This is a genomic window from Mycobacterium sp. NGS39 (assembly GCF_059812765.1).
In genome coordinates this window covers 434955-458923 of the sequence record NZ_JCALDH010000001.1, presented here as the reverse complement: position 1 = coordinate 458923, position 23969 = coordinate 434955, and the positions used below count along the sequence as shown (strand labels likewise).

Annotated in this window: 27 protein-coding genes; 7 read left to right on the top strand and 20 right to left on the bottom strand. The window is 65.3% G+C overall.

Annotated features, from left to right (window positions below):
- Position 1 precedes the first annotated feature (1 nt).
- The 5 genes from AC5Y39_RS02235 to AC5Y39_RS02215 all read right to left on the bottom strand — a co-directional run bounded on the left by AC5Y39_RS02235 (position 2) and on the right by AC5Y39_RS02215 (position 3202).
- Positions 2-400, bottom strand: a complete 399-nt coding sequence (locus AC5Y39_RS02235) for a DUF2599 domain-containing protein (RefSeq protein WP_500016079.1) — start codon at positions 398-400, stop codon at positions 2-4.
- Between the two features lie 3 nt (positions 401-403).
- Positions 404-679, bottom strand: a complete 276-nt coding sequence (locus AC5Y39_RS02230) for a DUF2516 family protein (protein WP_499906327.1) — start codon at positions 677-679, stop codon at positions 404-406.
- 44 nt (positions 680-723) lie between these two features.
- Positions 724-1332 (bottom strand): heparin-binding hemagglutinin, encoded by a 609-nt coding sequence (locus AC5Y39_RS02225; RefSeq protein WP_500016078.1) that lies wholly within the window; start codon positions 1330-1332, stop codon positions 724-726.
- 60 nt (positions 1333-1392) lie between these two features.
- Positions 1393-1848: a helix-turn-helix domain-containing protein gene (locus AC5Y39_RS02220; protein ID WP_500016077.1), complete on the bottom strand. Its 456-nt coding sequence runs from the start codon at positions 1846-1848 to the stop codon at positions 1393-1395.
- Positions 1849-1939: 91 nt separating this feature from the next.
- Complete coding sequence (locus AC5Y39_RS02215; RefSeq protein ID WP_500016131.1) at positions 1940-3202, bottom strand: DUF445 domain-containing protein; 1263 nt, start codon at positions 3200-3202, stop codon at positions 1940-1942.
- A gap of 152 nt (positions 3203-3354) precedes the next feature.
- Between AC5Y39_RS02215 and AC5Y39_RS02210 the strand changes: the two genes are divergently transcribed.
- The 3 genes from AC5Y39_RS02210 to AC5Y39_RS02200 are packed head-to-tail and all read left to right on the top strand — an operon-like array spanning position 3355 to position 5353.
- Positions 3355-4050, top strand: coding sequence for a TetR/AcrR family transcriptional regulator (locus tag AC5Y39_RS02210; RefSeq protein WP_499905646.1), 696 nt, complete (start codon positions 3355-3357; stop codon positions 4048-4050).
- Positions 4047-4901 (top strand): polyphosphate kinase 2 family protein, encoded by an 855-nt coding sequence (locus AC5Y39_RS02205; protein ID WP_500016076.1) that lies wholly within the window; start codon positions 4047-4049, stop codon positions 4899-4901. The genes AC5Y39_RS02210 and AC5Y39_RS02205 overlap by 4 nt, the downstream gene beginning before the upstream one ends.
- 50 nt (positions 4902-4951) lie before the next feature.
- Positions 4952-5353 carry a hypothetical protein gene (locus tag AC5Y39_RS02200; protein ID WP_500016075.1) on the top strand — a complete coding sequence of 134 codons (402 nt, stop codon included), beginning with the start codon at positions 4952-4954 and terminating at the stop codon, positions 5351-5353.
- 57 nt (positions 5354-5410) lie between these two features.
- Here AC5Y39_RS02200 and AC5Y39_RS02195 read toward each other — a convergent pair whose 3' ends face one another.
- From AC5Y39_RS02195 to AC5Y39_RS02185, 3 genes are all read right to left on the bottom strand, one after another.
- The gene (locus tag AC5Y39_RS02195; protein WP_500016074.1) at positions 5411-6265 is read right to left on the bottom strand and encodes a 3-hydroxybutyryl-CoA dehydrogenase; all 855 of its coding nucleotides are present in this window, start codon (positions 6263-6265) and stop codon (positions 5411-5413) included.
- Between the two features lie 78 nt (positions 6266-6343).
- Positions 6344-7630: an isocitrate lyase gene (aceA, locus tag AC5Y39_RS02190; protein WP_500016073.1), complete on the bottom strand. Its 1287-nt coding sequence runs from the start codon at positions 7628-7630 to the stop codon at positions 6344-6346.
- 268 nt (positions 7631-7898) lie between these two features.
- Complete coding sequence (locus AC5Y39_RS02185; RefSeq protein WP_500016072.1) at positions 7899-8705, bottom strand: acyl-ACP thioesterase domain-containing protein; 807 nt, start codon at positions 8703-8705, stop codon at positions 7899-7901.
- A gap of 86 nt (positions 8706-8791) precedes the next feature.
- Between AC5Y39_RS02185 and ramB the strand changes: the two genes are divergently transcribed.
- Together ramB and AC5Y39_RS02175 are read left to right on the top strand one after the other, a co-directional pair.
- Positions 8792-10210 (top strand): acetate metabolism transcriptional regulator RamB, encoded by a 1419-nt coding sequence (ramB, locus tag AC5Y39_RS02180; protein ID WP_500016071.1) that lies wholly within the window; start codon positions 8792-8794, stop codon positions 10208-10210.
- Positions 10207-10746 carry a carboxymuconolactone decarboxylase family protein gene (locus AC5Y39_RS02175; protein WP_500016070.1) on the top strand — a complete coding sequence of 180 codons (540 nt, stop codon included), beginning with the start codon at positions 10207-10209 and terminating at the stop codon, positions 10744-10746. The genes ramB and AC5Y39_RS02175 overlap by 4 nt, the downstream gene beginning before the upstream one ends.
- Before the next feature lie 6 nt (positions 10747-10752).
- Here AC5Y39_RS02175 and AC5Y39_RS02170 read toward each other — a convergent pair whose 3' ends face one another.
- Genes AC5Y39_RS02170 through adh form a run of 6 tightly spaced genes read right to left on the bottom strand, consistent with a single transcriptional unit; the run spans position 10753 to position 15825 of the window.
- On the bottom strand, positions 10753-11589 hold the full coding sequence (locus tag AC5Y39_RS02170; protein ID WP_500016069.1) for an SMP-30/gluconolactonase/LRE family protein: 837 nt from the start codon (positions 11587-11589) through the stop codon (positions 10753-10755).
- A 4-nt stretch (positions 11590-11593) separates the two neighbouring features.
- Positions 11594-12991, bottom strand: coding sequence for a dihydrolipoyl dehydrogenase (gene lpdA, locus AC5Y39_RS02165; RefSeq protein ID WP_500016068.1), 1398 nt, complete (start codon positions 12989-12991; stop codon positions 11594-11596).
- A gap of 9 nt (positions 12992-13000) precedes the next feature.
- On the bottom strand, positions 13001-13519 hold the full coding sequence (locus AC5Y39_RS02160) for a hypothetical protein (protein WP_500016067.1): 519 nt from the start codon (positions 13517-13519) through the stop codon (positions 13001-13003).
- Positions 13512-13790 carry a putative holin gene (locus tag AC5Y39_RS02155; RefSeq protein WP_500016066.1) on the bottom strand — a complete coding sequence of 93 codons (279 nt, stop codon included), beginning with the start codon at positions 13788-13790 and terminating at the stop codon, positions 13512-13514. Before AC5Y39_RS02155 ends, AC5Y39_RS02160 begins: the two co-directional genes overlap by 8 nt.
- The gene (locus AC5Y39_RS02150; RefSeq protein ID WP_500016065.1) at positions 13787-14302 is read right to left on the bottom strand and encodes a DUF779 domain-containing protein; all 516 of its coding nucleotides are present in this window, start codon (positions 14300-14302) and stop codon (positions 13787-13789) included. The genes AC5Y39_RS02155 and AC5Y39_RS02150 overlap by 4 nt, the downstream gene beginning before the upstream one ends.
- Complete coding sequence (adh, locus tag AC5Y39_RS02145; RefSeq protein WP_500016064.1) at positions 14302-15825, bottom strand: aldehyde dehydrogenase; 1524 nt, start codon at positions 15823-15825, stop codon at positions 14302-14304. Before adh ends, AC5Y39_RS02150 begins: the two co-directional genes overlap by 1 nt.
- Positions 15826-15906: 81 nt before the next feature.
- On the opposite strand from adh, the gene AC5Y39_RS02140 reads away from it, so the two are divergent.
- Positions 15907-17910, top strand: coding sequence for a prolyl oligopeptidase family serine peptidase (locus AC5Y39_RS02140; protein ID WP_500016063.1), 2004 nt, complete (start codon positions 15907-15909; stop codon positions 17908-17910).
- Between the two features lie 10 nt (positions 17911-17920).
- Positions 17921-18229, top strand: coding sequence for a DUF2563 family protein (locus AC5Y39_RS02135; protein ID WP_500016062.1), 309 nt, complete (start codon positions 17921-17923; stop codon positions 18227-18229).
- A 7-nt stretch (positions 18230-18236) separates the two neighbouring features.
- On the opposite strand, the gene AC5Y39_RS02130 is transcribed toward AC5Y39_RS02135, so the two are convergent.
- The 6 genes from AC5Y39_RS02130 to AC5Y39_RS02105 are packed head-to-tail and all read right to left on the bottom strand — an operon-like array spanning position 18237 to position 23940.
- On the bottom strand, positions 18237-18998 hold the full coding sequence (locus AC5Y39_RS02130; RefSeq protein WP_500016061.1) for a hypothetical protein: 762 nt from the start codon (positions 18996-18998) through the stop codon (positions 18237-18239).
- 7 nt (positions 18999-19005) lie between these two features.
- Positions 19006-20568 carry a putative alpha/beta hydrolase gene (locus AC5Y39_RS02125; RefSeq protein ID WP_500016060.1) on the bottom strand — a complete coding sequence of 521 codons (1563 nt, stop codon included), beginning with the start codon at positions 20566-20568 and terminating at the stop codon, positions 19006-19008.
- Positions 20565-21461 carry a hypothetical protein gene (locus AC5Y39_RS02120; protein ID WP_500016059.1) on the bottom strand — a complete coding sequence of 299 codons (897 nt, stop codon included), beginning with the start codon at positions 21459-21461 and terminating at the stop codon, positions 20565-20567. Before AC5Y39_RS02120 ends, AC5Y39_RS02125 begins: the two co-directional genes overlap by 4 nt.
- A 9-nt stretch (positions 21462-21470) precedes the next feature.
- Positions 21471-23006 carry an aldehyde dehydrogenase family protein gene (locus tag AC5Y39_RS02115; protein ID WP_500016058.1) on the bottom strand — a complete coding sequence of 512 codons (1536 nt, stop codon included), beginning with the start codon at positions 23004-23006 and terminating at the stop codon, positions 21471-21473.
- Between the two features lie 9 nt (positions 23007-23015).
- On the bottom strand, positions 23016-23555 hold the full coding sequence (locus AC5Y39_RS02110; RefSeq protein ID WP_500016057.1) for a mycothiol transferase: 540 nt from the start codon (positions 23553-23555) through the stop codon (positions 23016-23018).
- A 10-nt stretch (positions 23556-23565) separates the two neighbouring features.
- The gene (locus AC5Y39_RS02105) at positions 23566-23940 is read right to left on the bottom strand and encodes a VOC family protein (RefSeq protein ID WP_500016130.1); all 375 of its coding nucleotides are present in this window, start codon (positions 23938-23940) and stop codon (positions 23566-23568) included.
- Positions 23941-23969 lie beyond the last annotated feature (29 nt).

Sequence of the window (23969 nt, the reverse complement as noted above, 5' to 3'; positions counted from 1 at the left end):
ACTAGAACGGTTCTTCGACGTTGCCGGGATTGCAGCCGGCGTCGACCATCTGGGCTGGCGTGACCACCGGGCGCCACGGCTCCAGATTCCAGCTGACCTTGCCGGGTTGTGCGAATTCGGCTAGCTGCCAATGACACACGAATTGATCGCGCATGCCGGGCAAGTCCGCATCGGGGGCGTGGCTGAGCACCTCCGACCATGCCTCGTCGGGGCTGACGAGCTCGATGCTGGCTTCGCGGCCCGCTGCAGTCGGATACACCCGCAGGCTGGACAGGTCGGCCCAGTGCACCCATTCGGTGTGGTCGACGTAGGGTGGCGGCGGCGCGTCGGCATGCGCAGGCGCAGCGACCGTGACAGTCACCGGCAGCGCAGCACACGCCGCGAGCAGAGCGGCACGCATCCGCTAGCGCGACTTGCCTTGGATCTCAAGCAATTTCGGCCGCACATCGACGAGATACACGCCGGCGGCGCAGGCGGCGATCACCAGACCCATGACCCCCAACGGATACAGGAGAACACCGGCCGCACCGAGAATGAGAAGCCAGATCGGCTTGGTCAGCTTGCCTGTGGCGGTGTAGGCGTCGCTGCGCTGCAACGCAGCATGGACGAACGCATAGACGGTCATCACCAGCACGGCGATCTGCACGACGAAAAGGACGGTACCCGCGAGGCCAAGCATCACTGCTCAAGCCTAGGCGGATACCGTCCCGATCGTCGACTTGCCTACTTCTGCGTGACCTTCTTGGCCGCGCCCTTCTTGGCCGGTGCCTTTTTGGCAGCGGTCTTCTTGGCGGGCTCGGCCTTCTTGGCGGCAGCCTTCTTGGCCGGTGCCTTCTGAGCCTTCTGAGCCGGCTCGCGGCCGATCAGCTTGGCGGCCCGCTCGCCGACCGCCCGGGTCTGGCTTGCGACGTTGCCGAGCGCCTCTTGGGTCAGCTCGACGGTCTCGCTGAGCGCCTGCTCGGCGCGCGCACGGCGTTCCTCGAACCCGGGCTGGTTGCGCAGCCGCTCCAGGGCGGCTTCACCGCGGGTGACGAGGTCGCGGTACAGCTCGGTGGCCTGCTCGCGGTAGCCCTCGGCGGCCTTGCGCAGCTCGTCACCGCTCAGCCGGCCCCGAATCTCCTCGGCCCGTTGCGGCAGATCCTCGCGAGCCTTGGTGAGCTTGCCGCGTGTCTCCTCGACCCGTGTGCTCGCGTCCGTGCGAGCCTCTTCGGCACGCTCACGAAGCGCGGTGACGATCTCGTTGACCCGCTCCAGGGCGAGGTCAGCGGCACCAACCGCGGCAAGCAGCGGAGCCTTCAGATCCTCGGCAGTGGGGTTGGTCCTCTCGGCCATGTGTGTAATTCCTTTCAAATTCAGAGACGTATGGGGACGGATTGCACAATTTCCTGACAGTTATGCAGTTGACGACTCCTCACCGGCAGCTTCATCGGCTTGATCCGCCCTTTGTTGACGAAAGGAGGAGTAGATGTCGAGCAATACCTGCTTCTGCCGCTCAGTGATCGACGTGTCGTGAATGATCGCGTCGCGGACCGCGCTGGGCTCGGTGGGCTCGAGAATTCCGGCCCGGATGTAAAGCACTTCCGCGGACACCCGCAACGCCTTGGCGATCTGGCTGAGCACTTCGGCGGACGGTTTGCGCAATCCCCGCTCGATCTGGCTGAGGTACGGATTGCTGACACCGGCCTTTTCGGCCAACTGCCGCACCGAAACCTGGGCCGCTTCTCGCTGGGCCCTGATGAAGCTGCCGATATCTTGAGCGGCGTTCGTCACCACGGCGGCAATGTCGGAAGAAGCAAGGTCGCGCTCATGCTCATCGCGCAAGCCCACGTCGACCTCTTGTGTCGGCATTGATCACCACCTCGACAAACGGGTATCGGTACGGACGTTCGACACCCTACGGCGAAGTGCTAGCTTTAGCAAGCAGTCAGTTAGCGGTCTCTTAGAAAAGCAGCTGGCCGACGGTGTAAATCACCAGCCCTGCCAGCGAGCCGACCACCGTGCCGTTGATACGGATGAATTGCAGGTCACGGCCCACGTGCAATTCGATGCGGCGGCTGGCTTCGTCGGCGTCCCACCGCTCGATGGTCTCGGTAATGATCGCGGTGATCTCAACGCCGTATTCGGCCACCAGGTGCTTGACGCCGCGAATGATCCAGTCGTCGACTTTGTCGCGCAGGTCGGCGTCGTCGCGCAGCGACTCCCCGATGTGCACGACGGAGTCGGCGATGCGGGTGCGCAGCGCGCTGGACGGGTCGTCGACAGACTCCACCAGGTTGCGCTTGAGCGCCGACCACGCCGTCTCGGCCGCGCGGGTCACCTCGTCGCGGGCCATCACTTGCTCCTTGACCGTCTCCGCCCGCGCGATGGTGTCTTCGTCGTTCTGCAGATCGTCGGCGAAGTCGAAAAGGAACCGCGTGGCCGAGCGGCGCAGTTCGTGGTCCGGGTTGCGGCGCACCTTGTCGGTGAAGTCCATCAGCTCACGGTGGATGCGGTCACCGACCAGGTGGTCGACCCAGCGTGGCGACCACGTCGGCGAGTCCCGTTCGACCACCCGCTGGATCACTTCACCGGCGTTCAGCGACCAGTGGAAAGCGCGGTCGGCCAGCAGCTGCAGCAGCGCCTCCTGCCGGTTCTCCCGCAGCAGCGTGCCCAGCACCCGGCCCACCGGCGGACCCCACTTCGGTTCGGCGAGCCGCTTGACGATCATCCGGTCGAAGACGTGCTGAACGTCCTCGTCCCGCAGCATCTCGACCAATACCCGCAGCACGTTGGAGGCCTCGGAGGCCACGCGGGTCGCGTGGTCGTGATCGGACAGCCACTTTCCCAGCCGGCTGGCCACCTGTGCTTCCCGCAGCTTGGCCTCGACGTTCTCGGGCGACATGAAGTTCTCCCGCACGAAGGTGCCCAGCCCTTCGCCGAGCTGGTCCTTCTTGCGCTTGATGATCGCGGTGTGCGGGATCGGGATGCCCAGTGGGTGCTTGAACAGCGCGGTGACCGCGAACCAGTCCGCGAGCGCGCCGACCATGCCTGCCTCGGCGGCCGCACCCACGTAGCCCACCCAAGCGGGTGCATGGTTGGCCTGACCCCATCGGCAGAGAAGGAAAATCACGGTGGCGCCGAGCAGGAAGGCGAGCGCGACCACCTTCATCCGGCGCAGCTGGGTGCGACGCTGCGCGTCCGCGCTCACGTCGACCGCGAACATGCCCTCGAGGTCTGCCGTCGGCCGCTCGTAGTTGCTCAGGCGGTGTGCCATCCCACCATCATCCAGGCAAATCGGGGTGCTCGGCGGAATGCGTCGCATGTCGGCGCCGGGCCGTAATATCGAAGTGGGCTAACGAACGGACATTCGCGACAGTGGTAGATCGACTCCCGGCGACAACCGCGAAGGTTGATGGTCGCAAACGGCGATGGCATCAGCACAAGGTGGACCGTCGCAACGAACTGGTGGACGGCACGTTGGAGGCCATCCGCCGCCGGGGCCGGTACGTCAGCATGGACGAGATCGCCGCCGACATCGGGGTGTCCAAGACCGTGTTGTACCGCTATTTCGTCGACAAGAACGACCTCACCACCGCGGTAATGATGCGGTTCGCGCAGACCACGCTGATCCCGAACATGGCCAAGGCGCTGTCGTCGAATCTCGACGGGTACGAACTCACCCGCGAGATCATCCGCGTGTACGTCGACACCGTCGCCGCCGAACCCGAGCCGTACCGGTTCGTGATGGCCAACAGTTCGGCAAGTAAGAGCAAGGTGATTGCGGACTCGGAGCGGATCATTGCCCGCATGCTCGCGGTGATGCTGCGCCGCCGCATGCAGGCAGCCGGCATGGACACCCGCGGGGCTGAGCCGTGGGCATACATGATCGTCGGCGGAGTGCAACTGGCCACCCACTCGTGGATGTCGGACCCGCGGATGACCGCCGACGAGCTGATCGATTACCTGACCATGCTGTCGTGGAATGCGTTGTGCGGCATCGTCGAAGTGGGTGGCTCGCTGGAGAAGTTCCGCGCCCAGGCCCACCCTGCGCCCGCGTTGCCGCCGTCATGACGGACTGCTGGAACCGGGATGCCCGTAACGTCTTGAGGTTTCGCGCCGGCGACAAGGTGGCCGACATCGACACGCACGCCACTCCAGGGTTCTCCGGCAAGAAGAAGGATGCGCCGGCGATCCAGGACCAGCGCAACAAACGCTTCGCCGAACTGCAGGAGATGTTGTACGCCAACAGCAGAAGCGACGAAGGCGACCGCCACGCCGTCGTACTGGTACTGCAGGGCATGGACACCGCCGGCAAGGGCGGCATCGTGAAACATGTTGTCGGAGCCGGCAATCCGCAGGGACTGCGGTACACGGCGTTCGGTGTACCGACCGAAGAAGAACGCAAGCACCACTACCTTTGGCGGATTCGTAAAGCGTTGCCGGAATTCGGCGCGATCGGCGTATTCGATCGGTCACACTACGAGGACGTCTTGGTGGTGCGCGTGCACAACCTCGTGCCGCCCGAGGTGTGGAGCGGTCGCTACGACGAGATCAACGCATTCGAACGCGACCTGGTGGACGAGGGCTTCACGTTGGTGAAGGTCGCGATGTTCGTGTCGCTGGACGAGCAGAAAAAGCGGCTGGCCAAACGGCTTTCGCGACCGGACAAGTATTGGAAGTACAACCCAGGCGACGTCGACGAACGAAAGCTGTGGCCCGACTACCAGGAGGCGTACCAGGCGATGCTGGACCGCACGTCGACGGAGTATGCACCATGGTATGTGGTGCCATCCGACCGCAAGTGGTACAGCCGGCTTGCGGTGACCGAGCTGTTGATCGCTGCGCTCGAGGACTTCGAGCTCTCCTGGCCCGCACCGGATTTCGATGTCGAGGCGGAGAAGCGGCGACTCGCGGACGCCTAGCGCAGGCCTAGCGCCGCCCCAACTCCGGCGCCGAGAACACACTTATTGACATGATTTCGTCTGAATTGGCGTCAACAAGTGTGTTATCGGTGCACGAGAATGTGCTCATGGGGGGATTACTCGGTTTAGTTGTCGCGTCAGAGGCCCTGGAAACCGGCCAGGTGACCCGATGGCAGCTGCAACAGCATTACACCAAACTGTTCCGCAACGTGTATGTCCTCAACCGCGTAGAACTCGACGCTTTTTTACGCGCGCGTGCCGCGTGGTTGTGGTCAGGCCGCAAGGCGGTGCTCGTCGGCAATTCGGCGGCCGCAGTCCTAGGCTCGCGGTGGATACCCGCAGATATTCCGGCGGAACTCGCACGGGTACGGAATCGAGCTCCGGAAGGTGGAATTCTTTGCCGCACAAGGCTGGACGATCATCCGGGTCAGCGCGCGGCAGCTACGGTATGAGCGCGACGAGATTGTGCGGCGTGTGCGTTGTGCGCTACTGCAGGCGGGCGCCGCAGTCTAGTAGGAGTAGAAACCCTGCCCGGACTTCTTGCCGAGCTGGCCGGCCTCGACCATCCGTAGCAGCAGCGGCGGCGGACCGTAATGCGGCTCCTTGAACTCCTCGAACATCTTGTCCGCGATCAGTTTCAGCGTGTCCAACCCCACCAGGTCGGACAGCCGTAGCGGACCCATCGGGTGCGAGAGTCCGGCCACCACCGCTTTGTCGACGTCTTCGACCGTCGCAAAGCCCGCCTCCACCATGCGAATCGCCGAGAGCAGGTACGGCACCAGCAGCGCATTGACCACGAAACCGGAACGGTCCGAACACCGCACCACCTGCTTGCCCAGCACGTCGCCCGCGAATCGCTCGGTCCGCTCCAGCGCGGCGTCGGACGTCGTCAATGCACTGACCAACTCGACCAGCGGCAGCACCGGCACCGGGTTGAAGAAGTGCAACCCCAGCACCCGGCTCGGATTCTGCGTTGCCGCAGCCAGTTTCATGATCGGAATGCTCGACGTGTTCGACGCCAACACCGCATCCGGGTCGGTGATCACCCGATCCAGTTCGGCGAAAATCTGCTTCTTGACGGTCTCGTCTTCGATCACCGCCTCGATGACGAGCTGCCGGTCGGCCAGGTCGGCCAGGCTGGTCGTGAACTTCAGCCGGGCCACCGCGGCGTCGCGCTCGCGTTCGGTGATCTTTCCGGCGCTCACGCCGCGCTCCAGCGACTTCAAGATGCGGGCACGGCCCGCTGTCGTCAGCGCCTCGGTGGTCTCGAAGACCAACACGTCCACGCCGGCGCGGGCCGACACCTCCGCGATGCCGGCGCCCATCTGACCGGCTCCCACCACACCTACTCGTTCAATGCTCACGGTGTCTCCTTCACAGCATCAGGCCCCGCCCAACATCATGGACGGGGCCCGATGCCGTCAATTCAGCGGCTCAGTGGCTCAGTGGAACTGGCCCTCTTCGGTCGACCCCTTCAGCGCGACCGTCGACGAGTTCGGGTCCACCGTCGTGGCGATCCGGTCGAAGTAGCCGGCACCCACCTCGCGCTGATGCTTGGTGGCGGTGTAACCGCGCTCCTCCGCGGCGAACTCGCGCTCCTGCAGCTCCACGTATGCGGTCATCTGGTTGCGGGCGTAGCCGTAGGCCAGGTCGAACATCGAGTAGTTCAGCGCGTGGAAGCCGGCCAGGGTGATGAACTGGAACTTGAAGCCCATCGCGGCGAGCTCCTTCTGGAACTTCGCAATCGTCGAGTCGTCGAGGTGCTTGCGCCAGTTGAACGACGGCGAGCAGTTGTACGCAAGCATCTGGTCCGGGAACTCCGCCTTGACCGCCTCGGCGAACTGCCTGGCCACCTCGAGGTCCGGCGTGCCGGTCTCCATCCAGATCAGGTCGGCGTACGGGGCGTAGGCCTTGGCCCGCGCAATGCAGGGCTCGATGCCGTTGCGCGTGCGGTAGAAGCCTTCTTTGGTGCGCTCGCCGGTGATGAACGGGCGGTCGTACTCGTCGACGTCAGAAGTGATCAGCGTCGCGGCCTCGGCGTCGGTGCGGGCGATCACCACGGTCGGCACGTCGGCAACGTCAGCGGCCAGCCGCGCCGAGGTCAGCGTGCGGATGTGCTGCTGGGTGGGGATCAGGACCTTGCCACCCAGGTGACCGCACTTCTTCTCCGACGCCAGCTGGTCCTCCCAGTGAGTCCCGGCAGCGCCTGCGGCGATCATCGCCCTCTGCAACTCGTAGACGTTCAGCGCACCCCCGAAGCCGGCTTCGCCGTCGGCGACGATCGGCACCAGCCAGTTGTCCACCGAGGTGTCGCCCTCGACCTTGGCGATCTGGTCGGCGCGCATCAGCGCGTTGTTGATCCGGCGCACCACCTGCGGCACCGAGTTGGCCGGGTACAGGCTCTGGTCCGGGTAGGTCTGGCCGGCCAGGTTCGCGTCACCGGCAACCTGCCACCCCGACAGGTAGATGGCCTTCAGGCCGGCGCGCACCTGCTGCACCGCCTGATTGCCGGTCAGCGCACCGAGCGCGTTCACCCACTCCAGATCGTGCAGCTGCGACCACAGGATCTCGGCGCCGCGGCGGCCCAGGGTGTGCTCCTCGACCACGGTGCCCTGCAGCGCGACGACGTCCTGCGCGGTGTAGTTGCGGGTCACGCCCTTCCAGCGCGGATTGGTCTCCCAGTCGTGCTGAATCTGCTCTGCCGTTCTGGGCGTTCCAACGGTGGACATGTGACTCCTTCAGACGTTGCTCGACGGCCGCGACAGATCGCCGACTCCATTGCCTGCTAATCCGTCCGGCGGCTTTACTCACCAGTAACTTAACCATGCCACGGCACATCTACGCAGGTCCAGCGGTTCCGGTTGCGAATTTCAGCTATACCGAACGCTTGTCTTGCGAATTCTGCGAACCCGAGGTGTAGCTGTACCGTTTCAGTTGCTACTCGTTGGTAACGTCATTGCCGCAGGTCAGGCCGTCAAAATCACGGCCGGATGATCTTTACAGTGGGAAGATCGAGGCGACGGCTTTGGCCTCGTCGCCGACCAGATATGTGAGCGTTGTAACAGTCTTGTTCGCAAGCTCTTCGCCGAACCGGTCCGTGGAGCCGGGCGGATGCACATGCGCCGCGATCTCCAGCTTGTCGCCGAGACTCACCGGCGCCTCGTGCTCGATGGTCACCCGTGTCGGACCCCGCAGCAGCTCAGGCGTGGCCGAAAGGTAGTCCTCGACCACGCTCCAGTACACCGAGTTGTTCATGTGGTCGAAAAGGTCGATGTCGGTGAATCGCACCGGAAACTCGCGGATCTGGTCGGCGGTTTCGCGCGGCAGCGGCTTCAGGTAGGCCTTCCAACGCAGGCGGTCGACGCTCGTCGTGCGCTGCAGGCCTTCGATGAAGTCGTCGGCGATGCGCGCCGGACCCTGCGTTTCGCGGTTGATGTTGATCCAGAACGCCTCGGACTCGATCAGCCCACCCCTACGGCCGTCGACGCGCACCCGCATCTCACACCAGCGGTTCGACGTGCCCGAACACCACCGGCGCAGCCGCAGGATGTCCTGGAATTCGATCGGCCGGATCAAATCGACCATGGTGCGCCGCACGATCCACAGCGGATGAGTCTCCTGAAAACCCAACTCGCGCAGCTGATCTTGGCCGATGTCCTGGATGTGCCGGGCGGCGGCGTCCAGCCGCAACCGGCCGGTCGCGTCGATGTCGGCGACCCGCACCGGCCATTCGCGGTCGAAGACGTCGGGATGCGGGTCGGGGACCGGCATCATTACTTTGGCTAGGCCGTTCTGCGCGCTCATGTGGCGCCGATCATGCCAAACGGCGCAGCAGCGGCCAAATGCCAAGACTGCGAAGCGCCACTTCACACGCGCGTACGCTGATCGGCATGCCTAAGACGTTCGTCGGGTCGCGGGTTCGCCAGCTGCGCCATGAACGGGGCTACAGCCAGGCCGCGCTGGCTCAGATGCTCGAAATCTCGCCGAGTTACCTCAACCAGATCGAGCACGACGTGCGTCCGCTGACCGTGGCGGTGTTGCTGCGAATCACCGAGGTGTTCGGCGTCGATGCAACATTCTTCGCGCCGCAAGACGACACCAGGCTGGTCGCCGAACTTCGCGAGGTGGTCATGGACCGCGACCTCGGCATCGACATGGATGCGGCCGAGGTCGCCGACGTCGTCACCGCTCACCCTGCCCTGGCCCGGGCGATGGTGAACCTGCACCGGCGCTACCGGATCACCACCGCCCAGCTGGCCGCCGCCACCGAAGACCGCTTCAGCGACGGCAGCAGCGGCAGCGGCGCGATCACGATGCCGCACGAGGAGGTCCGCGACTACTTCTACGAACGGCAGAACTACCTGCACGAGCTCGACACCGCCGCTGAGGATATGACGATCCGCATGAGGATGCACCGCGGCGACCTGGCAGGCGAGATCGCGCGCCGGCTCACCGAAGTGCACGGGGTGCGCATTGTCAGGCGCATCGACCTCGGCGACACAGTGCTGCACCGGTTCGACCCGCAGACCAAGACGCTAGAGATCAGCAACCACTTGTCCACGGGTCAGCAGGTGTTCAAGATGGCCGCCGAGCTGGCATACCTGGAATTCGGAGACCTGATCGACCGGCTGGTCGACGAGGGCAAGTTCACCAGCGAGGAATCGCGCACCCTGTTGCGGCTGGGCCTGGCCAACTACTTCGCGGCGGCCGCCGTTCTGCCCTATCGCCAATTCCATGACGTCACCGAGAATTTCCGCTACGACATCGAACGGCTGTCGGCGTTCTACTCGGTGAGCTACGAGACCATCTGCCACCGGCTCTCCACTCTGCAGCGGCCGTCGATGCGCGGCGTACCGTTCTCGTTCGTCCGTGTCGACAAAGCCGGCAACATGTCAAAACGGCAGTCCGCCACGGGCTTTCACTTTTCGTCGAGCGGCGGCACCTGCCCACTGTGGAACGTCTACGAAACGTTTTCCAACCCGGGCAAGATCCTGGTGCAGATCGCGCAGATGCCCGACGGACGCAACTACATGTGGGTGGCACGCACCGTGGAGCGCCGGGCGTCGCGCTATGGTCAGCCGGGTAAGACGTTCGCAATCGGCCTGGGCTGTGAACTGCGCCATGCGCATCGGCTGGTGTACTCGGAGGGACTGGACTTGTCGGGCAACGTTGCCACCCCCATCGGCGCGGGCTGCCGGGTCTGCGAACGCGACAACTGCCCGCAGCGCGCATTCCCCGCACTCGGGCGCGCTCTCGATCTCGACGAGCACCGCAGCACCGTCTCGCCGTATCTGGTGAAACCGGCATGACCGCACCGCGAATCGAGCCGGGCGGCCTGCGCGAAATCGGGCTTGCAGGCTGGCTGATGTGCAAGGTGCTGGCGCGCGCGTCCGGAGTTCCGCAGGCCCATCTGTTCACCACGCTCGGGCAGCACAAGCGGCTGTTCTGGACCTGGCTCCCGTTCTCCGGAATGCTGCTCGGTCCCGGGCGTCTCCCCCGCACCGATGCCGAGCTGGTGATCCTGCGCGTCGCCCACACACGCGGCTGCGAATACGAACTGCAGCACCACCGTCGGATGGCGAAGCGCCGCGGCGTCGACGCAGACAAGCAGCAACGCATCTTCGAGGGCCCGGACGCCGACGGGCTCAACGACCGGGAGCGGGCTCTGCTGACCGCTGTCGACGAACTCCTCGAAACCCGCAACGTGTCCGCGCAGACCTGGCAGTGGCTCTCGCGCCACCTCGACCGTCGTCAACTCATCGAATTCGTCACGCTCACAGGCCAATACGACGCGCTGGCCGCCACGCTCAACACGCTGAAGGTGCCGCTGGACTTCGCGGACTGACCGCAATTACCCGGCCGGCACCGCGACGGTGACGGTCTCCACCTTCGCGCTGCGTGCCGCACGTGACTCGTCAGGCTGGATCGTCGACGACGTGCAGCAGAACAGGGTTCGGCCGTCGTCGCCTCCCAGTGCGCACGCGATGGCGCGGCGGCCGGGTGTTTCGACGACGTCGGTCACCTCGCCGCCTTCCCGTACCCGCGCGAATCGGTCCGACGTCGGGCTCGCGAACCAGACCGCGTCCTCGGCGTCGATGCAAATGCCATCGGGGACATCGCTTTTCGGCAGGTCCGCCCACACACGCTGGTTGGACAGCGCGCCGTCTGGCGTCAGGGAGAACGCCAGGAGGCGCTGCCCTGCCGTTTCGGCGACGATCAGAGTCTTGCGGTCCGCGGTGACAACCATGCCGTTCGCGAAGCGCAGACCTTCGGCGGCTCTGTGCACGCTGCCGTCGGGGTCGACGCGCAGCAGCGGCGCCGGTTGGATCGCTTCACCGCCGAACATGTCGCAGCCGAATTGGGACACGAAGGCATGGCCGCAATCGTCGACGAGCATGTCGTTGATCGCATGAGGGGCAAGCTCACTCAGATCTGCGTGCTCGGTCAGCGAGCCGTCGTCACCGCGACGCAGCACCTTGCGGTCGTCCATCGACACGATCAGCATGCTGCCGTCAGGCAACCAACCGAGCCCCGACGGCGGACCGTCGAGGCGTGCGATCACCTCGACGCTGCCGTCGGTCGTGATCCGCAGCACCTCGTGTGCGTGCATGTCGGAGACGTAGAGCGCGCCCTCATGCCAGCGTGGACCTTCAAGGAACACGCGGCCGTCGACAAGCGTCTCCGGCATGCCGTCAGAAGTTGATCATGTGGCCGACGAGCCCGTGGAAGCACTCCTGCAGCGCCTCGGACAGCGTCGGGTGCGTGTGCACGTTGCGGGCGAGCTCGTTGGCCGTCAGGTCCCACTTCTGAGCCAGCGTCAACTCGGGCAGCAGCTCGGAGACGTCGTGCCCGATCAGGTGGCCGCCGAGCAGCTCGCCGTACTTCCCGTCGGCGATCAACTTCACGAAGCCGGAAGGCTCCCCCAGCCCGTGCGCCTTGCCGTTCGCGGTGAACGGGAACTTGGCGACCTTCACGTCGTAACCCTCGTCGCGCGCCTGCTCTTCGGTGAGGCCGAAGCTGGCCACTTGAGGCTGACAGAACGTGGCCCGCGGCATCATCCGGTAGTCGCCGAGCTCCAAAGTGTCTGCGCCCGCGATGGTTTCGGCTGCCACGACACCCTGTGCCTCGGCGACGTGCGCGAGTTGCAGCAGCCCGGTGACGTCGCCGATCGCGTAGATGTGGTCGACGTTGGTGCGCATCCGCTCGTCGATCGCAATGGCCTTAAGGTCGGACAGCTTCACCCCTGCGGCGTCCAGACCGTAGCCCTCGACGTTGGGCGCAAAGCCGATGGCCTGCAGCACGCGGTCGGCCTTGAGTTCCTCGGAGTTGCCGTCCTTGCTGACCTTCACCGTGACCGTCGACCCGTCGTCCTTGATCGACTCGACCTTGGTTCCGGTCATGATCTTGACGCCGAGCTTCTTGAACTGCTTCTCGATCTCCTTGGACACCTCGGCGTCCTCGTTGGGCAGTGCGCGCGGAAGGAACTCGACGATGGTCACGTCGACGCCGTAGTTGGCGAGCACGTAGCCGAACTCCATGCCGATCGCGCCGGCCCCGGCGATGACGATCGAGCCCGGCAGCTCGCGCGACAGGATCTGCTTCTCGTAGGTGACGACGTTCTCTGACAACTCGGTGCCGGGGACCAGCTTGGTGCTGGCACCTGTGGCGATGATCGCGTTGTCGAACGTCACGGTCTCGGTACCGCCGTCGTTGAGGTCGACCTCCAGTGTGTTGGCGTCTTTGAAGGTGCCGCGACCGTGGATTTCGGTGATCTTGTTCTTCTTCATCAAGAAGTGCACGCCCGCGACACGACCGTCGGCGACCTTGCGGCTGCGGTCGAACGCGGCACCGTAGTCGAACGTCGCCTCGCCGTTGATGCCGAACGTCTTGGCCTGCTTGGTGAAGATGTGGGCCAGTTCGGCGTTGCGCAGCAACGACTTCGACGGGATGCAGCCGACATTCAGGCACACCCCGCCCCAGTACTTTTGCTCGACGATGGCGGTCTTGAGTCCCAGCTGGGCGGCACGGATGGCGGCGACGTATCCGCCGGGGCCTGCGCCAAGGACGACGACGTCGTAATGAGAAGTCACCAAGCCACCCTAATAAGGGATCACCCCGGCTAGGCAAGGCCGGGCAACCCGATCGCAGTAGTAGATGCCGTGCAGCACGGCCGCCGCGGCCACCGCGGCCAGCGGAGCCGACATCGTCGCGATCCCCGCGGCAGCGACCAGCGGCCTGCCGTCGACCATCGCAGCCAGGGTCGCCGCGACGCTGCACGCGACCACGAAGATCAACACCGCGAACACCGGCCAGGTCTTGTCCAGCGAGTGAAACCACCAGTAGTACAAGCCAAGACCGGCCGCGGCCGCAGGAATCCACACCGCGACGAGCGTCAGCACGAATGTCCACCGCTTGAGGTAGTGGTATTGGCCGGGCACCACGTGCGGCCGCGCGGAGATGGGCAGGAACTCGGGAACCGCCGGTTCGGCGGGCTCGTCGGCCGGCCGTTCACGGTGGGCGGTCAACGGCTCGCGGTGGGCGGTCAACGGCTCCCACGGATCCGGGCGGGCTTCGGGGCTGGGTTGGGTCTGCGGCCCGGTGTCGGCTGGATCAGGCACCGGACACCGCCTCAATCGCAGCGAGCACGCCGAACCAGCCCGGGCCGACCGCCAGCAGGAACGCGCCGAGCGCTGTCACCCACCGGACTCTCGACGACACCAGCAACACCAGCCCGAGCGTGCCCGGGACGCCGACGACGAGCGCGACCACCACGTCCGGCCTGATGGTGACGTCGACCGTCAGGGTCGCCGCGATCGCCGCCAGGACCCCCACCGCAGTACCGGTCAGCATTGCGCCGGCGAGCAGCCAAGGGCGGGGAAGCGGAATCACGCTCCCGAGGTTAGCGACCCCTTGACAGGCCTGGGGTTCGCCCCGCTCGCGGGGCGTCGGCCGTTCGCGTAGTCGACACCGGTCAACGGCGGTTCGGCTTGCAGTTGGTCGAGTTCGTCGGCGGTGAACGTCCGGCCCCGGGACAGAAACCGCATGCCTTCGGGCGCTTCCATCGAGAAGCCGCCGCCGCGCCCGGGCACCGCGTCGATGATCAGCTGCGTGTGCTTCCACGCGTCGAACTGCGGGCCGGAAATCCACACCGGCGTGTCCTCGACGATGCCGAGCAGCACATCGCGGTCGCCGACGATGAACTCGCCGTCGGGGTAGCACATCGGCGACGACCCGTCGCAGCAGCCGCCGGACTGGTGAAACATCAACGGGCCGTGGCGTTTTCGGAGCCTGTGCAGCAGGTCGGCGGCGGTTTCGGTGATGAGCACCCGCGGCGGCGCGTCACTGCGATTTGGGTGCGTTAACCGGCGCTCAGCGCCTGTTTTCGCACCGAAATCACTCATCAGAAGAAGCCCTGCGCCTTGTTGCTGTAGCTGACCAGCAGGTTCTTGGTCTGCTGGTAGTGGTCGAGCATCATCTTGTGGTTCTCGCGGCCGATTCCGGACTGCTTGTAGCCGCCGAACGCCGCGTGCGCCGGATAGGCGTGGTAGCAGTTGGTCCAGACCCGGCCGGCCTTGATGTCGCGCCCGGCGCGGTAGGCGGTGTTGCCGTCGCGGCTCCACACCCCGGCACCCAAGCCGTAGAGCGTGTCGTTGGCGATCGCGATCGCATCGTCGTAGTCGGAGAACGACGTCACCGAGACCACCGGACCGAAGATCTCCTCTTGGAAGATCCGCATCTTGTTGTTGCCTTCGAAGATCGTCGGCTGTACGTAGTAGCCGCCGGCCAGCTCGCCGCCGAGCTCCGCACGCTCGCCGCCGGTGACGATGCGGGCGCCCTCGTCCTTGCCAATCTCGATGTAGGACAGGATCTTCTCCAGCTGGTCGTTGGAGGCCTGTGCGCCGATCATGGTCTCGGTGTCCAGCGGATTGCCTTGGCGTACCGCCTTGGTCCGGATCGCGGCGAGCTCCAGGAACTCGTCGTAGATGTCGGCTTGGATCAGGCTGCGCGACGGGCACGTGCAGACCTCGCCCTGGTTCAGCGCGAACATCGTGAACCCTTCCAGCGCCTTGTCCTGGAAGTCGTCGTGGGCGGCCATCACGTCGGAGAAGAAGATGTTCGGGCTTTTGCCGCCCAGCTCCAACGTGACGGGGATCAGATTCTGGGAGGCGTACTGCATGATCAGCCGCCCAGTGGTGGTTTCTCCGGTGAACGCGATCTTGGCGATCCGGTTGCTCGAGGCCAGCGGTTTACCGGCTTCGAACCCGAAACCGTTGACCACGTTGACCACTCCGGCGGGGATCAGATCGGCGATGAGGCCCATCAGGTACAGGATCGAGGCCGGGGTCTGCTCGGCCGGCTTGAGCACGACGGCGTTGCCGGCGGCCAACGCCGGGGCCAGCTTCCAGGTGGCCATCAGGATCGGGAAGTTCCAGGGGATGATCTGGCCGACGACCCCGAGCGGCTCGTGGAAGTGGTAGGCGACGGTGTCCTCGTCGATCTGGCTCAGCGACCCCTCTTGCGCGCGGATTGCGCCGGCGAAGTAGCGGAAGTGGTCGACGGCCAGCGGAATGTCGGCGTTGAGCGTCTCGCGGATCGGTTTGCCGTTGTCCCACGATTCGGCGACGGCCAGCGACTCGAGGTTTTCTTCGATGCGGTCGGCGATCTTGTTCAGCATCAGCGCCCGCTGGGCCGGGGCGGTTTTTCCCCACGCCGGGGCAGCTGCGTGCGCGGCGTCCAGCGCCGCCTCGATGTCGGCTTCGGTGGAGCGGGGAATCTCGCAGAACGTCTCGCCGGTGATCGGTGACGGGTTGTCGAAGTACTCGCCGTTCTGCGGCGGAACCCACTCGCCGCCAATGAAATTGCCGTACCGGGATTCGTAGGACATCACGGAACCCTCGGCGCCGGGGCGGGCAAACACCGTCATGGTCGACTCCTTCGCCGTGCATGTGTTGTATGGCTCACACTACTCGCGGCAGGGGCGTGACCGCCCTGAGAGAATGCCCGAGTGGACGACCCCTACCTATGGCTCGAGGACATCACCGGCGAAGAGGCCCTGGACTGGGTGCGCCGGCACAACGAGCCCACCTTGGCCGAGCTGTGCGACGAGTGCTTCGAACAGTTCCGCCGAGAGGCGCTGGAGGTGCTCGACACCGACGCCCGCATCCCGTACGTGGTGCGCCGCGGCGAGTATCTGTACAACTTCTGGCGCGACGCGGAGCACCCGCGGGGGCTGTGGCGCCGCACCACGCTGGAGCAGTACCGGACCGACGCACCCGAATGGGATGTGTTGATCGACGTCGACGCGCTGGCAGCCGACGAAGACGAGAACTGGGTGTGGGCTGGCGCGAACGTGATCGAGCCGGAATTCACGCGAGCATTGGTCTCGCTGTCCCGCGGGGGCGCTGACGCCGCTGTCGTACGCGAATTCGACATGGTGACAAGGCGATTCGTCGCCGACGGATTCGTGGTCCCAGAGGCCAAGACAAGTATCGACTGGGAGGACGCCGACACGGTGCTGGTGGGCACTGACTTCGGTGAGGGCTCACTGACCGACTCCGGTTACCCCCGACTGGTCAAGCGGTGGCGCCGCGGCCAGCCGCTGTCGTCGGCCGAGTTGTTGTTCTCCGGCACGCATGTGGACGTCAGCGTCGGAGCGTCGGTCGACCGCACCCCGGGGTTCGAACGCACACTGGTGAGCCGGTCGATCGACTTCTTCAACAGTGAGGTCTACGAACTTCGGGACGGCGAGTTCGTCCGCATCGACGCACCCACCGACGCGTCGCTGTCAGTGCACCGTCAATGGCTGCTGATCGAGCTGCGTACCGACTGGTACCACGCATCCGGCGAGTACCGCGCCGGTTCCCTGCTGGCCGCTGACTATGAGGACTTCCTCAGTGGCACAGCGCAACTCGCGTTGGTATTCAAGCCTGATGAGCATACGTGCCTTCACCACTACGCGTGGACGCGCGACCGTCTGGTGGTGGTCACGCTGGCCGACGTGGCGAGCCGCGTGGAGATCGTGACGCCGGGCGAGTGGTCGCGACAACCGGTGGCCGGGCTGCCGGAGAACACCAACACGGTGATCGTGGCGGCTGACCACGCTGGCGACGAGTTCTTCCTCGACTCAAGCGGATTCGATCGTCCGCCGCGCCTGCTGCGCGCCGTAGCCGACGGGGAGCTGGAGCACATCAAGTCTGCACCGCAGTTCTTCGACGCCGAGGACCTCACGGTTACCCAACATTTCGCGACATCCGAGGACGGCACGGCGGTGCCGTATTTTGTTGTCGCGCATCGTGATGCCGACGGTCCCGGGCCGACGCTGCTGGGTGGATATGGCGGGTTCGAGGTGGCGCGCACACCCGGATACGACGGCGTGCTGGGCCGGCTGTGGCTGGCGCGCGGCGGGACGTACGCACTGGCCAACATCCGTGGCGGCGGCGAATACGGTCCGACCTGGCACACCCAGGCGATGCGTGAGGACCGACACAAGGTTGCCGAGGACTTCGCGGCTGTCGCAAGGGATTTGGTGGACCGCGGCATCACTACCGTGCCGCAACTCGGCGCCGCGGGCGGCAGTAATGGTGGGCTGCTAATGGGGATCATGCTGACGCAGTATCCGGAGTTGTTCGGCGCGCTGGTGTGCAGCGTCCCGCTGCTGGACATGCGCCGCTACCACCTGTTGCTTGCCGGCGCGTCGTGGATGGCGGAATACGGCAACCCCGACGACCCAGCGGATTGGGAATTCATCTCGGAATACTCCCCATACCAACATATTTCGGCGGACCGCCGCTATCCCCCGCTGCTGATGACCACGTCCACCCGCGACGACCGCGTGCACCCCGGACACGCGCGCAAGATGACCGCCGCGCTGGAGGCGGCCGGGCATCACGTGCGCTACTACGAGAACATCGAGGGCGGCCACGCCGGAGCGGCCGACAACAAGCAAGCCGCTTTCAAGGCGGCGTTGATGTACGCATTTTTGTGGCGGACCATCGGCGCGGCACCGTGATAATGGAGTCATGCTGGTCAACGTCGAGGGACTCTGTGTCGGGGCGACGACGTCGCACAAGGCGGCAGGGCGGGCGTCGGATGGCGCCAACAGGCTCGCTGTAGTGGGTTTAGCACCAACTGCTTTCGGCGATTTCGACGCTGCGTCGTCTTTTTATGCACGCGTATCGTGCGCGCAAACGCATCACGCAGCGCTGATGGAAAGTCATCACCGCGCGTTGAACGCCATCGGCGAGAAGGCGCACGCGGTGGCCGTAGCCTTCACCGAGACCGAGAATCGCAATGCCGCAATGATCGACGGGGTTGGGGTCGAGTCGTAGCGCTGGCTCACTCCGATTTCCGCCAGAAACGTGGATGCGCCGTGTACTCCATCGACCGCTTGAACCTCCACGGCCACCGCTTCCCGGCGGCGTATGCGGCCAGATAGAGAACCGTGAAGACACCTGCCGTGACGATGCCGACGAGCACGAACTGTAGATACTGCCCGCGAGCCACCCGATATTCCCAACTTGCGTCACCATGGCCGAACACCACGGCGCCGATCACGAGGAACGCTGCGGTAATGAGCGTGAGCCACGGACGTTCCCGGTGTGAGATTGACACGAAGATGACCCCGGAACAGAGTCCCATCGCGAATACCATGTTCCACCAACTCTTTTGAGCGGTGGCCAAGCCGCCGTACGAGTCAGGCGCCGGATCATAATTCGGGTCGTCGTTGCCCGGCGGGGGCGAACCGTCGGCGGGCGGATCCGGCAGACTGTCGTTGACGTGGAATGCATAGATCTTGCCGCGAATCTTGATGTACGGCGTGGACGTGTAGGCATTTCCGGTCATCATGAACAGGACGAATCCAGCGAACGCCGCGCCGGTACCCCAGCGAGGGTAGAAGGTAATCAATGCGAACAGTGCGGCGCCCAGCGTCGATGACCAGTAGACCCGGCGTTGCCACGACCGACTCTTCTTCTCCGGCATCACCGCTGGAACGAGCAGACAAACGGCGGCCGCTATCAAAAAGAACACATTGAGTGGGCGGTGGTGAAGTGCCGATTGAGACGCGATTGGCTCGAGAATTCCCGCGGTCCCTTGCATCAACAACTCAGCCCTTCATCGATTCGAGGGCCATATCGCCACCTCGCTCACCCGCCAGGGCGCCCGCCGTGCCGCCGACGAGCGCACCGACAAATGCCCCAGGTGGTCCGCCGACCAATGCGCCGAATTCGCCTCCAAACAAACCTCCCAACCATGCGCCGGCCAGGCCGCCTCCCTGTTCTGCGACAAACTCGTCGAGCGGCTTCCCTTCGTGGAGCTCATAGGCGGAGGTGGCAAGGTCGAGGACACTGCCCGCCCAACCGAAGCGTTTGGCGACATTCTTCAGGGCTTCGATGTCCTGCGGTGAATAGGCCACGCCCGGTTCCCAGTGGCGTCCGGTGGGCACCAGCTCGCTGTAACGCTCAATGCCCTTCTTGCCGGCGTCGAAGACGCTGCCCGCCGCGGACGCGGCATCGACATACTCGCGTGGGATGACGCCGCGGCCCATATCCCTGGCCACCGAAGCGGCTCCCGTCGGCGACATGCCGGCGCGCTGAAGCTCTTGCTGCAGCGTAGTCAACGCGTTCACGCGATCCGTGACCTCCATCCGGTCCATCAGCATGGTCGCCTCATCAGGTGTCATCGGTTGTGCGCTGGAGGCTAGTTCACCGTTCTGCAAGTCACGCTGCAACTTCAACCTGGCTAGCGCGCGGTCGCGGGCATCACCGCCGAGCACGGGGTCGCGAGGCAGCGGCCCAACCAGCTGTGCGGTGTTGAAATCATCCAACCGCTCACCGGCCAAACGCGCCGCCACCTCTTGGTCGTGAGGGCTCCCGCGATGAGCCACCCCATGGGCTGGGTCGGTGATCGATAGGTAGTCTTCGAGCCGCTGAGCCGCGTCCTGCTCTTCTCGGCTCCAGTGGGGCTCTGGCTCACCGGTGGCTCTGGCCTGATCGACAAGGGACTGATCTCTCGCCCGCTGTCCCGACTCGTCGTAGCGACGAGCAGCCTCTCGAGGCGAATCACCGGGCGACCCGTCCACACCGTCGAGCGCATCGGGCACATATCCCGACGCCATCATCGCCGTTTCCGCGTCATGCAACTGCGCGACATAGCCGCCGCGGATGTTGTCGATGTGGTCGAGTGCCGTTTTGACGGCGTCGCGCGCCTTGCCGAACAGTTGCAAGACGACGTACGGCGGATCATTGCGCATCGCGGTCGAGATCTGCTGGTCGATCGTCTGCAATTGCGCGTCAAGCGAGGCGATCTCGCCGGCACTATCACGCTGCGCGGTCGCAAGCGCTGCCGCGGTCTGTTCCAGCTCCGCTGCGATGCGGCTCAGTTCCTCGGGGTGGCCGGCCAACGCTGCGCTGACCCGGGCGACCTCTGCCGAGTCGTTGATCGGGTGTTTGACGCCGTCGCCGTGGTATGAACCGAGGAAGTTCTGCTTTGCAGAGTTGAATTCGTCGTCGGCATCCTTGACGTAGACGCCGGACTGATGAAAGGCGGCGGCGAGTTCGTCGATCGCCGCCGCATCTCCGGCTTGCAACTCCTCGTCACGCTTCCACGGATCGCCGCCGACGACGGCCGACAGCTCAGCCGCCGTGAAGTTGACGAATTGCGGGCTCACACATCAATCATCGGCCCTCTGCCGTGTCCGCTTTTCACCAACTTTGCGGTGCGCTGAGAGCGAAGAAGGGCACCGAGCATCGCGACGGCGACCCCGAAGACCACCAGCATGGCGCCCGCCGCGAGTGTGACGTTCAGCCAGTGGTGAAGACTGGCTTCGGCGTGGTCGACCATCACGTCGGCGATCGTGCGAATGTTCCCTGACGTCTCGTTGAGCGCATTCTCCAGACGGCGGCGCCCGATCTCCGCACCGGCATATCCACCGGCGCCTACAAATAGCGCCGAAATCCCCAGCGCGGCAATAGCTTTCCCGCGCGTTTTCGCCACAGCAACCGTCAGTAGAGCCGCGATACCGGCCACTACGGCAGCAGCGAGACTCACCCACGGCCCCCAGGTCGCCAATGGCCGCAGCTGCCCGGGATGCAGTGTCTCCACCGACTCGGACGTCACCGGGACCTCGACACTTGACGGCACCGAAATTCCCCGGCTGCTCAACGCCTGAATGATCGACAGGTTCCACAGCATCGGGCCGACGTCGACGGTCCAGCGGTCACCGCTCTGCTGCACCATGTCGGTGAACAGCCACCGGTGCGCCAGGCGGTTGAGATCGGTGAACTGGCCGGGAAACGACGAGCTCGCGGTATAGGCGCTCACCGCACCGCGCACCGCGTCGTCGCTGGGCTCGTAGCCACGCTTGCGCGCGATCACCAGCGTCTGAGTGGCGAGTTCGGCGGCCACCGCATTCTGCAGCGCCGAATCCCCCGCGGCCGACGATGCCAAGCGTGCGTACCCGTCGGCGTCGATCAAGTTGCGCTGCACCCAGCCGCCCCCGACCGCGACCGCCAACGCGACCGTGGCGACGAGCCAGCACAGCACCGCCACCACCAACCGCACGGAGTGACCTTAGCGGTCGCGCGCCACGCGTTTCGGCCGGCGCAGCGCCATCCACATCATCTGCTTGGACATGCGGGCCGCGGCTTTCGGTGACGAGGAGTAGTAGTTGGCGCCCGAGCCGATCTTGATACGCGGCTCGACGATCGTCTCCATCCGGCAGTACTTGCGCATGCCCTCGGCACCACCGAACCGCGCGCCGATGCCGGACTCCTTCCACCCGCCCATCGGCGCCGTGGTACACATCAGGTTGGCCACCACGTCGTTGATGTTCACGGCACCGCAATCCAATTGCAGCGCAACCTCTTTGGCGCGCTCGATGTTGCGGGAGAAAACCGATGCCGACAGCCCGTACGGGCTGTCGTTGGCCAACCTCACCGCTTCGGCGACGCTACCGACTTTCATGATCGGCAGCGTGGGCCCGAAGGTCTCCTCGGTCATGCACTGCATGGAATGGTCGACGTTCACCAGCACGGTCGGCTGATAGAAGCTGCCGGGTCCGGGCACCCGCTCACCGCCGGTGAGCACCTGTGCCCCTTTGGCTTTCGCGTCGGCGACGTGCCGCTCCACCACAGCCAGCTGCTGATCGTCGATCATCGACCCGAAGTGCGGGCCGTCGCCTGCGCCCACCTGCAGCGCCTTCACGTCGCGCACCACCGCGTCGACGAACTTGTCGTACACCGAATCCAGCACATAGATCCGCTCTACTGACACGCACATCTGCCCGGCGTTGAACAGGCCACCCCACACCGCGGCGTGCGCGGCCAGCTCGACGTCGGCGTCGTCGAGCACGATCATCGGGTCCTTACCGCCGAGTTCCAGGCTCACCGGCGTCAGCCGCCGCGCCGCGCGTTCCATCACCTTGCGGCCGGTCGCCGACGAGCCGGTGAAGTGGATGAAGTCGCTGTTGTCGATCACGGCTTCCGCGGCCTCGCGTGCGCCCTGGACCAAGGCGAACACGTCCGGAGCACCTGATTCGCGCCAGCCGCGGACCAGCACCTCGGCGGTCAGCGGCGTCCGCTCGGACGGCTTGAGCATCACCGCGCAGCCGGCGGCCAGTGCGCCCAGCGCGTCCATCATCGCGTTGGCCACCGGGAAGTTCCACGGCGCGATGATGCCGACCACCGGACGGGGCCGGAAGTGCACTGTGATCTTCTTGACCGCCAGCGCCGGCAGGGGCGCGGGCCGGGTCTCCGGAGCCAGCGCCTTCTCCATGGTCTTGATCAGGTAGGAGGCGATCATCACCAACATCGGCACTTCCTGCACCGCGTCGGTGCGCGACTTGCCGGTCTCCTTGATCAGCAGCTCTTCGATCTCGTCGCGGTGATCGCCGAGCCACACCGCGAACCGGGCCAGCACCTTGGCGCGGCCCTTCGCTCCGCGCTTCTCCCACTCGCGCTGCGCCTGCGCGAGGCGAGCGGCGGTGCGCGGCACGTCGGCGGGATCAGTCCAGTGCACCTCACCGGCGACACCGCCGGTGGCGGGGTTGAGGATAGTGCCCGTGGAGCCAGGCTGAATCGATGGCTTGAGGTCCGGTGTGGCGGTCATCACATCATGCTAGTCGGGAGCTATGCCCTGTAGATATGCCGCCTGCCCGAGGTGCTGGGCACAATCGTCGATGATGCTGACCAGCCGCATGCTGGCGGTGACCGGCGGATCCCAGTTGCGGTCGATCACCCGAGCCAGACCGGCGGTGGTGAGGGTGGCGACGAACTCGAGCGTCATGTCGTGCACGGCGTGGTAGTAGCCGGCCAGCAGTTCGGCCGACGCCCGTACTTTCGCGACGTCGTCGGCGCTGTGCCCGTAGCCGGTGTCGTCGCGAGGCAGGTCGAGGGCGAAGCGGTCTACCCAGCCGTCACGGGTCCAGACGTCTTGTCGCTTGGCGATGTCGCAGACCTGCGCGTCCTGCACGCGGGCGCTGTGCCAGATCAGCCAGGCGATGCTGTTGGCCTGAGGTGTCGGGCGGTAGAGCGCCACGCGTTCGGTAAGGCCGTCAGTCAGCGCGTCGACGTGTTCGATGAGGCGGGTGAACGCATCACGCAGCAGTTCCTGCGCGGCGGCGGCATCGGCGTCGGCGGCATCGGCGGTGTCGGGCATACCGCCGAAGCTACTCGGACGCCGCCCCGTGGAACACGGCCTCGACGTTGTTGCCGTCGGGGTCGCGCACGAACGCGCCGAAATAGCCCGGGTGGTACTCCGGCCACAGCCGCGGTGCGTGCAGAGATTCGGCACCGAGCGCGATCGCGGCGTCGTAGAACGCCTTGACGGCGTCTTCGTCGGCGGCCGCGAACGCGACATGGATTTCCCGGTTGGGGCCGAGGTCGGCATCGGAGATCCAGAAGCCCGGCTTGCCGTCTTTGCCGTAGCCGATCGCCCTGCCGAAGTCCATCTGCCGCGTATAGCCCAGGACACCGAGCACCCGGTCGTAGAACTGCTTGGCCTTCTCGAAATCGCTGCAGTTGATGCCGAAGTGATCTATCACGGCGCCCATCCTGACACTTACAGTCAGTT

Excerpts from the sequence above, each read along its gene's own strand:
- AC5Y39_RS02235 (WP_500016079.1), bottom strand. The coding sequence starts at position 400 with ATGCGTGCCGCTCTGCTCGCGGCGTGTGCTGCGCTGCCGGTGACTGTC.
- AC5Y39_RS02230 (WP_499906327.1), bottom strand. The coding sequence starts at position 679 with ATGCTTGGCCTCGCGGGTACCGTCCTTTTCGTCGTGCAGATCGCCGTG.
- AC5Y39_RS02225 (WP_500016078.1), bottom strand. The coding sequence starts at position 1,332 with ATGGCCGAGAGGACCAACCCCACTGCCGAGGATCTGAAGGCTCCGCTG.
- AC5Y39_RS02220 (WP_500016077.1), bottom strand. The coding sequence starts at position 1,848 with ATGCCGACACAAGAGGTCGACGTGGGCTTGCGCGATGAGCATGAGCGC.
- AC5Y39_RS02215 (WP_500016131.1), bottom strand. The coding sequence starts at position 3,202 with ATGTTCGCGGTCGACGTGAGCGCGGACGCGCAGCGTCGCACCCAGCTG.
- AC5Y39_RS02205 (WP_500016076.1), top strand. The coding sequence starts at position 4,047 with ATGACGGACTGCTGGAACCGGGATGCCCGTAACGTCTTGAGGTTTCGC.
- AC5Y39_RS02200 (WP_500016075.1), top strand. The coding sequence starts at position 4,952 with ATGATTTCGTCTGAATTGGCGTCAACAAGTGTGTTATCGGTGCACGAG.
- aceA (WP_500016073.1), bottom strand. The coding sequence starts at position 7,630 with ATGTCCACCGTTGGAACGCCCAGAACGGCAGAGCAGATTCAGCACGAC.
- AC5Y39_RS02185 (WP_500016072.1), bottom strand. The coding sequence starts at position 8,705 with ATGAGCGCGCAGAACGGCCTAGCCAAAGTAATGATGCCGGTCCCCGAC.
- ramB (WP_500016071.1), top strand. The coding sequence starts at position 8,792 with ATGCCTAAGACGTTCGTCGGGTCGCGGGTTCGCCAGCTGCGCCATGAA.
- AC5Y39_RS02175 (WP_500016070.1), top strand. The coding sequence starts at position 10,207 with ATGACCGCACCGCGAATCGAGCCGGGCGGCCTGCGCGAAATCGGGCTT.
- AC5Y39_RS02170 (WP_500016069.1), bottom strand. The coding sequence starts at position 11,589 with ATGCCGGAGACGCTTGTCGACGGCCGCGTGTTCCTTGAAGGTCCACGC.
- AC5Y39_RS02150 (WP_500016065.1), bottom strand. The coding sequence starts at position 14,302 with ATGAGTGATTTCGGTGCGAAAACAGGCGCTGAGCGCCGGTTAACGCAC.
- adh (WP_500016064.1), bottom strand. The coding sequence starts at position 15,825 with ATGACGGTGTTTGCCCGCCCCGGCGCCGAGGGTTCCGTGATGTCCTAC.
- AC5Y39_RS02135 (WP_500016062.1), top strand. The coding sequence starts at position 17,921 with ATGCTGGTCAACGTCGAGGGACTCTGTGTCGGGGCGACGACGTCGCAC.
- AC5Y39_RS02130 (WP_500016061.1), bottom strand. The coding sequence starts at position 18,998 with ATGCAAGGGACCGCGGGAATTCTCGAGCCAATCGCGTCTCAATCGGCA.
- AC5Y39_RS02115 (WP_500016058.1), bottom strand. The coding sequence starts at position 23,006 with ATGACCGCCACACCGGACCTCAAGCCATCGATTCAGCCTGGCTCCACG.
- AC5Y39_RS02110 (WP_500016057.1), bottom strand. The coding sequence starts at position 23,555 with ATGCCCGACACCGCCGATGCCGCCGACGCCGATGCCGCCGCCGCGCAG.